Genomic DNA, 8,315 nt, shown 5'->3' with positions numbered 1-8,315 from the left:
CCCCGGGCCGATGGTGTTGTCCCACCATCCAGCGTGCTTGTCCTCGGCGGAATATTTCCCCGCCGCGTGGGAGTCCCCCGACAGCGCATGCAGGATGAGGATGGCGTTCGTCTTGTCCTTGTTCAGCTTGCCGTAGGTTTCATACGCGAGAGTGACGGGACCGAGCCGGCCCCCGCCCTCAAGCGCCATCTCGTGCGGCGGCTCGCAAAAGATGTAGAACTTCTTTTTGACCAGCCCGGCCGGGCCGGTTTCTTTCCTGTGGGGCATCCCCTTCCCTTCTTTCCGGGGTGAGATGATCCGGATGTAACTTTTTATCCTAACCGGAGAAAATGCCGCATTCAACAGGGGATTTGTTACGGGACACGGAGAAGGCGGTCAGCGGGCTCCGTTAGCAAGCTTCGCCAGCCTGCGCAGGATGATCGCCGTGGCCCCCCAGATCGTGTGCTGACCGTAGTCGAAGAAGTAGACCCGGTGCGGTTCTCCCCGCGATATCGACTCCGCGTAGCGGTATCGTTCGAGCTGCCCGAAGATATCGAGCGGGGCCTCGAAAACCTCGGCCATCTCGAAATCGTCCAGCCGGAACGCGGCGCCGGAAGATAACCTTGATACGAACGGCTGGATGCAAAAACCGGTCACAGTGAGCACCGGGTCCATCGAACCCAGGACTTCCACGTCGCGGCGCTGGATTCCCAGCTCTTCCCTGGCCTCGCGAAGGGCGGTTTCCAGCAGGTCCGGGTCCTCTGGGTCCCTGCTCCCTCCGGGAAAGCAGATCTGCCCCTTGTGGTGCGGCACCCGTTCCGTCCGGCGCGCGAGCACCACCGTCACTTCCTCTCCGTTCGCGCGCAGCGGTACGAGCACCCCAGCGGACCGCAATCCCTCGGGAGTCGCGATCCGCATCGTCGAGGGCTTCAACAGCCCCTGCAGGCGGGCGAAAAACCCGTTCTCTATCGCCACAGCGCCACCTCGGCGACGTCCCCCGCCATGAGCTCGATCGAGAATTTCATGGGGCCCGCATCGATGCCGCGGAGCTTCTCGACAGCCTTTTCCGTCGTCGCGTGAGACAGGATCAGGTATTCCGGCCTTTCTTTTTGCGACCCCTGGCGTTCGATCCGGGATAGGTACGGGTACCTCGTACGGACCGCCTCGATGAAAGTCCTCTCGTCGAGGTTCGTCCCGCGAACGAACCGTATCAGCAGGGAGCTCTTCGCGAGCGCATAGCCTTCCGTGTCGAGTTGCTCCTTGAGGACGTCGAGCCGGATGCGTATCCGGCGATACAGGAGCAGGTCGCGGTTTCTCACCGCGGTTTCCTGTGAAACCACCTCCAGCAGGCGGGGGAAGTTGAGCCGCTCCATCAGCAGGTCGATGGAGTCCTTCCCGTATCGAGGTGTACGTATTTCCATGCCGTACGGAACGGAACAGGATGGAGGCCGGTCCTGCGAATCCAGGGAATATCCCAACCGGGAAAGGGCGAGCTTCAATGCCTGCCGCCGCAGGTATTCCTCGCCTTCAGACCTTGCGCGCGCTATCGCTTCAGGCCTGCCGGATTCCTCGGGATCGAGAGGGCGGAACCACTTGCCGTCGCGGTATACGCCGCAGACGGGCGATGCTACGTCCATGTCGAATACCGCCTCCTGCACGTTCTCCCGGAGCGGCTCGGCCGCATCGGCCACGGAAAGGCACGCGCAGAGCGAAAAAGACGAAGCGAGGATCAGGGAAGAAATGCGCCGCATGGAATTCCGCTCACGGTTGCACGGCTCTCTTTTCCAGCACGATGAATTCGGATCGTTCGAAACCCAATGCCCGGAAGAAACCCACGAGACCGGCGTCGTTCCAGTTCACCATCGTCAGCACTTGTTCCACATTGTGATTCCGGAAGTATATCCCGAGTTTCTCTATAAGGGCGCGTGCGACCCCTTTCCCCTGGCAGTCCGGGTCCACGCCCACGATCTCGATCCACCCGCTTTTCGGGATGGCGAATTCCCACCCGCGGATGTCCCCGAGGACGAATCCGACGACCGTCCCTTCCGACTCCGCGACAAGGCACCCGAGCGGGTTGCGCGCGAGCAGATCGATGATCCGTGATTCCCATTGCGCCTCGTGCGGCCGCCCTGTGATCTTTTCGTTGATCTTGAGGATCGATTCCGTATCCTGCGGGCTCATCCGCCGCACCGTCACGTTCATCGTCTCTTCCTCCGGTCTCGCAGGTAATTCCGGACCACGTCGGCAAGCACCGCGGGCCTTGCATACCCTCTGAAAATGTTTTTGAACGAATCGTGCCCCGACACAGCGTTGAAGAGGGCGTCGTGGATCCCCTGGTCGACCTTGGCCATCGACAACACCGTGCCGAGAGTTCCCGCGGTCTCCCCGAGCCGGCAGAGGTTCCGCATCCACGTCCCGTATGTGTAATCCTCGCGGAGAGGCGCCGTCACTTCCTCGTAGCGGCGGAAGGACGAACGGGAAATCCCGTGTTCCACGAGCGTCTCGGCCGCCATTATCCCCGTCTCCATCGCCATGTTGATCCCCTTCCCCTTGAAGGGGCGAAGCCATCCCGTGGCGTCCCCGACCGTGAGATATGAGTCTCCCACCGCCCCTTCCGCGGGAGCCCCGGGAAACTTCCCGCGGAACACTTCCTGTTCGTCGAGGGAAAAGGGCGGAAGATGCTCGCGGACGATGTCAAGGGAAAGGAAGCCGAAGATATCCTCGACGGCCGCATCGGTGCCCGCCACGTTGACGATGATATGGTCCCCCTTCGGAGTGATCGCCCCGAATTCGAGGTTGGGCATCCCGGGAGGAAACAGGTATGCGTAGATGATGCTTCCCAGTTTTTTCTCGATGAAGGACGGCTCCGCGTGGATCTTGGCCACATAGGTATTGATGAATTTCCCCGGCCGCCTGTACCTGCCTCCTGTGGCGTCTTCGAAGATGTCGATCATGCCGTCGTCGAGTCCGAATGCCCCGACCACGGCGTCCGCCTTCACCATTCCGCCTTCCGTGTAAAGGAAAACCCGCTTCCGCTCACCCTTCGGGAAATCGATCCCCGTCACCCTGCTTTGGTGGACTTCCACACCCTCCTGCTCGGCGCAGGATAGCAGGAACCTGTCGAACATCACGCGTCGGACGGTGTAGGTGGCGCCGCTGCGAGGGGGGCCCACGAGAAGGATCTCCTTCCCGCCGGCGTGCAGGCGATATCCGTAGATCTGGCGCTTGAAGATCTCGTAAGGGAGTTCGACTCCGAGGCCTCCCCTGAGGATTTCCTCCGCGGGAGGCGAAAGGACGCCGACGCACTGGTTGTAGTGCCGCTCGAAATCCTTGCCTTCGAAGAGGACGACGCGGATCCCGAGGTCTCTTTCCCTGGAAAGGCGTATGAGGCGTATGGCGGTCGCCGATCCCCCGGGGCCGCCTCCCACGATCGCGACCGTCTTTCCGCGGATCCCCTCAGCGCCGGCCAATCTTCCTCCCGGCGCCCTGCCCGAAGCCGGCGTCAATCCCCATCCGGCGCGATGACGGCAAGGAGCTGGCCCTCCTCGACTCCTTCGTTGACATGGATGCAGATTTCGCGGATGACGCCCGCGATCGGAGACTTAACCGCGTTTTCCGTCTTCATCACTTCGATGTTCATGACCTCTTCGCCGCGTTTCACCCTGTCGCCCGCCTTTAGCTGGCGGTCCTTGGTGCCGATCCGCCAGACCGTGCCCGTCACCGGCGCGCCGAGCTCCCCCTTGACGGACGGGGAGGCCTTGCGCACCGCCTTCCTCGCCAGCGCCGCCTCGGGAAGCTCGACGGGGAAGACGTGCATGATGTTGTCGACCGAGAGAACGACCTGCTTGACGCCGCCCACCCCTTCGCCGATCGAAACGAGCTTGATCTGGTGCGGTTTGCTTCCCAGCGTTACCGAGAGGGAATCGCCGGGACGCTTAAGCCCCCGCAGCCACACCGAGGTGGGCAGGATGGTGGTGTCCCCGTACGTCTGCCGAAACCGTACGAAATCCAACGCCGCTTTCGGGTGCATGAGGTAAAGGACGAACTCCTCGTCCGTGGGAGGCCGGCCCAGTTCATCTTCCATCGCCGCCCTGGATTTTTCGAGATTGTCGTCGGCAAGCTTGCCGAGGGGCGACGATTCGATCCGCTCTTTTTTGACCCGCTCTTCCCAGCCTTCGCCGAACGCGCTTCGGTAAACCCAGTCCTTCGGCCAGCCGAAAGGAAGCGGTCCGTACCTTCCGAGGAGCAGGTTCTTCAGGTCGTCGGTCGCTCCCGAATAGAGCCGGAGGAGAACGTTCTCGTCCGCCTGCGACAGGGCCTCCAGCCGCTCTCCGGACTGGAAATACCGGTCGAGGACGTGGAACAGCCTTCGAACGCTCTGGTCCCCGCCTTCCTTGTGGAACCGCTGGACGATCCCCGCCCACGTGGTCCAGGTGATCTGGGAGCCCGGCGTCACGTCGAAGTACTTGATGATCCGGTTCCCGTAAGCCATGCCTTTCAGGATGTCGGGCATCAGTTCCAGGAAGCCGCCCTTCTCCGCCTGTTCGAAGGAGGAGGGGAAGGCGCCGCCGGGCATCCGGTGGTCGGTCACGTCGTGCGAAAAGCCCTTGTACTGCGACTCGAACCTTTCGTAGTTGCGGATGAACCCCCGGACGATGTCGGATGCTTCACCCGCGCGGGCCATGTCCAGGCGGACCGGGAAGTCCAGCTCCCGCAGGTACCGCGTGAGCGGCCGGACCGGCACGTGCCCGTAGAACCGCGAGAAGGCGTCGTCGGTCACGTCGAATAGCTGCGCGCCCGCTCCCGCAGCCGCTGCCAGCGCCGGGATGGCAAGCCCGTCGGTCGCATGCCGGTGGTACTGGAGCACGAGGTCCGGATGTCTCTGGAGGATGGCGTCCACGAGCCTGCCGATTCGCGCCGGGCTGCCCACACCCGCCATGTCCTTGATGCAGAGGATGATGCCGCCGGTTCCCCCGCACATCGAGACGATCTCCTTTACCACACGAAGGTAGTAGGCGTCGGAGCACTCGGGAGATTCCGTGAAGGAGATCGCAGGCTCGAAGATCTTTCCGCCGGAAAGCACCTCCTCCGCGACCGGCGCCATGTTCTGGATGTAATTCAGGAAGTCGAAACAGCGCCACACGTCGATAGTGGGAAGGAACGCCCTGACGGCAAGACGGACGACGTTGCGCGGGTACATCCTGTATCCCCAGACGTTGGTGGACCGGATGAGCGTCTGCGTCAGGACGTCGGGCATCCCCTCCGCCCACATGCGCGCTTCCTCGAACGGCTGGATCTTGTTGTTCAGCAGGTCCTGGTGCAGGCGGGCGCCGCCGTGCATCTCGACGGAAAAGTATCCCGAAGCGTTGTAAAGCGGTACGAGGCGTGACAGGTCGTAGAGGGTGAACCGGTTCTTGTAATCGCTCTGGCCGGTGTCGCGGGGGCCTGTGTTGGTATAGAGGATCTCCTTTCCCTCACGCAGGGCCTTGAGGAATTTCTTCGCCCCCTTTTTCGCGAGGCTCGCCCGCATCCCCCCCCCGTGGATAACCCTGTCCGTCATGCGCCGTGGATGTTCCGCCCGAAGGCGGACACCTCCGCCACGAACTTCGCCACCTTGAAGATCTCCTCCTCGACCTCCACGTATTCGGTGAGGCCTGCGATGTTCTCCTCGATGAACCCTGTGTGGATCTCGCCCTTTACGAAGTCGGGATGGTCCATGATCCGCCGCAGCAGCGGGATCGTCGTTTTCACCCCCCAGATTTCGTACTCACGCAAGGCCCTGCGCATCCGCTCTATGGCCGTCTTCCGGTCCTTCCCGACGGAACAGATCTTCGCCAGCAGCGAATCGTAGAACGGCGGGACCTGCCACCCCTGGTAGATTCCCGACTCCGTGCGCACGAACGGTCCGCTGATCTGCCTCAAGAAAGAGATCCGTCCGAAGGAGGGGGCGAAACCGTTTTTCGGATCTTCCGCGTTGATCCGGCACTGGATGGCGTGCCCGCGCATCTTCACTTCTTCCTGCGCCAGCGACAGCCGCTCCCCCGCCGCTATCTTGAACATCTTCCGGATGATGTCGAAGCCGCTGATCATCTCGGTCACGGTGTGTTCGACCTGTATCCGCGTGTTGACCTCCAGGGCATAGAACTTCCCGTCCCGGTCGACGAGGAACTCGAGCGTTCCCGCGGTCTCGTACCCGATGTCCTTCATGGCGCGGACGACAACGTCGCCCATTTTCTTCCGGACCTCCGGCGTAAGAAGCGAGCTTGGGGCCTCCTCCACGAGTTTCTGGTGATGACGCTGGATTGAACATTCGCGCTCGCCCAGGTGGATGACCCGCCCGTACCTGTCCGCGAGGAACTGGAACTCGATGTGACGGCCGCCGGTGATGAACTTCTCGACGTAGACCGCCCCTTTCCCGAAAGCCTTCTCGGCGACGGACCGCGCAGCTTCGAGCTTTTCCTCCACTTCATACGGGGAGGAGACCTTCTGCATCCCCTTTCCGCCCCCGCCCGCGGTCGCCTTTATGATGACCGGCCACCCCACGCGATCCCCGAACTTGATGATCTGCTCCGCGTCCTCGACGTCGTTCAGGCCGGGCGTCACGGGGACTCCCGAAGCGGTGAGCGCCTTGCGGGCTGCGATCTTGTCGCCCAGTATCCGCATCACTCGCGCGGAGGGGCCGATGAAGACCATTCCTTCCCGCTCGACCGCCTCGACGAAATCGGGATTTTCGGCGAGAAACCCGTATCCGGGAAATATTGCGTCGCACTCCGAGTCCTTCGCGGCGCGCAGCACCGCCTCGATGTCGAGGTAGCTCATGCTGGCCGGGGAAGGCCCCAGGCGCACCGATTCGTCGGCCAGCTTCACGTGCAGGGAGAGCTCGTCGCAGTCGGAATACCCCACTACGGCACGGACCCCCAGCTCGCGGCACGGACGTATGGCGCGGCAGGCGATTTCGCCGCGGTTGGCGATGAAGATCTTTCCGAACGGCTTACTTTTCATAGAAGAACAGGGACGGTCCTGACTTCTCCTTTCCGCCCGATCATGCCTGCTGAATAACCAGTTTCATATGTGCTACAGAGAAAGTCCTCGCTCAGGACCGTCCCTAAGAAACGTCCGTTCCGGTCAGGATGCGCAGGGCCTCGCGGTACTTCTGCGACGTCTTCCCGATCACGTCGGGCGGCAGTTTCGGTCCCGGCGCGGTCTTGTTCCACGGAAGGGTCAAAAGGTAATCGCGGACGAATTGCTTGTCGAAACTTTTCTGCGGGCCTCCCTCCCGATAGTCCGCGGCGGGCCAGAAACGCGAGGAATCCGGCGTAAGCGCCTCGTCGATCAGGAGCAGCTTCCCGTCCGCCGTGCCGAACTCGAATTTCGTGTCGGCGATGATGATCCCCCGCCCCAGCGCGAATTCGGCCGCGGCCTTGTAGAGGGCGATCGCGGTATCGCGCACCCTGGACGCCATCTCCTTCCCGAGGATTCCCGCCATGCGGTCGAAGGAGATGTTCTCGTCGTGCTTCCCTTTCTCCTCCTTCGTCGCCGGAGTGAATATCGGCTCCGGGAGGCGGGAGGACTCCACGAGTCCTTTCGGCAGGACGATGCCGCAAATCTCCCCGTGCTCCTTGTACTCCGCCCAGCCCGAGCCGGACAGGTATCCGCGGACGACGCATTCGATCGGAAGCGGCTGGGCTTTCCGGCAGAGCATCGACCGGCCCCGCAGCGTCTCCGCGTGCGCGCGCGCCGCCGCCGGAAACTCGTTCACTTCGATGGAGATCATGTGGTTCGGGACTATCCCCGAAAGCTTCGTGAACCAGAACGCCGAAATCCGGTTGAGGACCTGCCCTTTCCCGGGGATCCCGTCCGGCATCACAACGTCGAACGCGGAAAGCCGGTCTGAAGCCACCAGCAGGAGCTTGCCGTCCACTTCATAGATGTCGCGCACCTTGCCGCGCCCGAGGAATTTCATCCCGGAAAGATTCGTCTCCACCACCGCCTGGGCTGTCACGTGAGGTCCTCCGGTTCGGGGATTAAAGATCGAATTTTATTACATCCGGAGGAAACCGTACAGGAGGCAGGCACGACTAAAAACCGGGACGCAAAAACAGGTAAAAACTCAAAAACAGGGACGTTCTTAAAAACTCAAAAATAGTCAAAAACAGGGACGAGTCAAAAACAGGGACGTTCTTAAAAACTCGAACCAAAGACGGCAGTCGATGTGTCACCCGAGTTTTTAAGAACGTCCCTGTTTTTGACTCGTCCCTGTTTTTGACTATTTTTGAGTTTTTAAGAACGTCCCTGTTTTTGAGTTTTTACCTGTTTTTGCGTCCCGGTTTTTAAGT

8 protein-coding genes are annotated in these 8,315 nt (G+C 61.6%); all 8 read right to left on the bottom strand.

Annotated elements, in window-relative coordinates; all coding sequences use genetic code 11:
- The coding region (metX, locus tag HY896_12550) for a homoserine O-acetyltransferase (protein MBI5577176.1) at positions 1-267 on the bottom strand (267 nt) is incomplete at its 3' end.
- 108 nt (positions 268-375) lie between these two features.
- Positions 376-954, bottom strand: coding sequence for a CoA pyrophosphatase (locus HY896_12545; GenBank protein MBI5577175.1), 579 nt, complete (start codon positions 952-954; stop codon positions 376-378).
- The gene (locus tag HY896_12540) at positions 945-1,730 is read right to left on the bottom strand and encodes a hypothetical protein (GenBank protein MBI5577174.1); all 786 of its coding nucleotides are present in this window, start codon (positions 1,728-1,730) and stop codon (positions 945-947) included. Before HY896_12540 ends, HY896_12545 begins: the two co-directional genes overlap by 10 nt.
- A 10-nt stretch (positions 1,731-1,740) precedes the next feature.
- Positions 1,741-2,181 (bottom strand): GNAT family N-acetyltransferase, encoded by a 441-nt coding sequence (locus HY896_12535; GenBank protein MBI5577173.1) that lies wholly within the window; start codon positions 2,179-2,181, stop codon positions 1,741-1,743.
- Complete coding sequence (locus tag HY896_12530; GenBank protein MBI5577172.1) at positions 2,178-3,449, bottom strand: NAD(P)/FAD-dependent oxidoreductase; 1,272 nt, start codon at positions 3,447-3,449, stop codon at positions 2,178-2,180. Before HY896_12530 ends, HY896_12535 begins: the two co-directional genes overlap by 4 nt.
- Positions 3,450-3,481: 32 nt before the next feature.
- Positions 3,482-5,509 carry a biotin attachment protein gene (locus tag HY896_12525; GenBank protein ID MBI5577171.1) on the bottom strand — a complete coding sequence of 676 codons (2,028 nt, stop codon included), beginning with the start codon at positions 5,507-5,509 and terminating at the stop codon, positions 3,482-3,484.
- A 26-nt stretch (positions 5,510-5,535) separates the two neighbouring features.
- Positions 5,536-6,981: an acetyl-CoA carboxylase biotin carboxylase subunit gene (locus HY896_12520; GenBank protein ID MBI5577170.1), complete on the bottom strand. Its 1,446-nt coding sequence runs from the start codon at positions 6,979-6,981 to the stop codon at positions 5,536-5,538.
- Between the two features lie 103 nt (positions 6,982-7,084).
- The gene (locus tag HY896_12515) at positions 7,085-7,942 is read right to left on the bottom strand and encodes a phosphoribosylaminoimidazolesuccinocarboxamide synthase (protein MBI5577169.1); all 858 of its coding nucleotides are present in this window, start codon (positions 7,940-7,942) and stop codon (positions 7,085-7,087) included.
- Positions 7,943-8,315 lie beyond the last annotated feature (373 nt).

This window comes from Deltaproteobacteria bacterium (genome assembly GCA_016218975.1).
Lineage (GTDB): Bacteria > Desulfobacterota > Deferrimicrobia > Deferrimicrobiales > Deferrimicrobiaceae > JAENIX01.
This window is presented reverse-complemented; position numbering and strand designations above follow the sequence as displayed.